Source organism: Nocardia cyriacigeorgica (assembly GCF_010858045.1).
In the GTDB taxonomy this organism is placed as follows: domain Bacteria; phylum Actinomycetota; class Actinomycetes; order Mycobacteriales; family Mycobacteriaceae; genus Nocardia; species Nocardia cyriacigeorgica_E.
In genome coordinates, this window is record NZ_JAAGVC010000099.1 from 1 (window position 1) to 677 (window position 677).

Genomic DNA, 677 nt, shown 5'->3' on the forward strand with positions numbered 1-677 from the left:
TCGCCATGCTGGTGGCTGCGACCGGAGCTTGGCAGTGCACCTGGCACTACTTGAACCGGCGGTCCGGGCTGATCAACGAATTGTTCGCCGCGTTGTTCTTCGGTGTGCTTTCCTTGGCGTCGCTGGTCACGGTCGATTCCGCGGTCACAGTGGCTGTTGGGGTCGTCCCGCTGCTGCTGACGCTCATGTCAACGGTGGGTGCCGTCGTGCTCGGTGCCCGCCTGGAGTTCGCTTTCGCGATGTTGTCCAATCTCCGCCCCTACGGGACGGACTGGATCTATCTCGTTCCACGTCCGCTCATCGAACCCCGGTACTACTTCCTGCGGCTGCCGCAACAGATCCCGGTGTCCTTGCTGAGCCACGTGCCGCCGGTTTTTCTCAAAGCAGCGACATCCGGCGAGATGGCCGTGCACCGTTCGACAGCTACCTGGCTGGCGCGGGCATTCCGTGATCACGGAGCGACATTGGTAGCCTGCCGCGCGCTCGCGGATCCGCGCCTCGGCCGGATGATGCCGATGGTGGCGGAAGACATCTCCGGCTGGACCGACCTGTCCTCGGACCGGGCGTGTTGTCTGCTGTTTCCTCCGTTGATCCCGGCTGTTCTGTCGGATCCCGTCGTCGGCTGATCTGTCGGATCCCGTCGTCGGCCGGGTCGAGTTGCGGCCGGCATGTCAGGT

At 64.3% G+C, this 677-nt stretch carries 1 protein-coding gene; it reads left to right on the top strand.

Annotated features, from left to right (window positions below):
* On the top strand, positions 1-626 hold a 626-nt coding region (locus GV790_RS28865), incomplete at its 5' end, for a hypothetical protein (RefSeq protein ID WP_163817984.1).
* Positions 627-677: the final 51 nt, after the last annotated feature.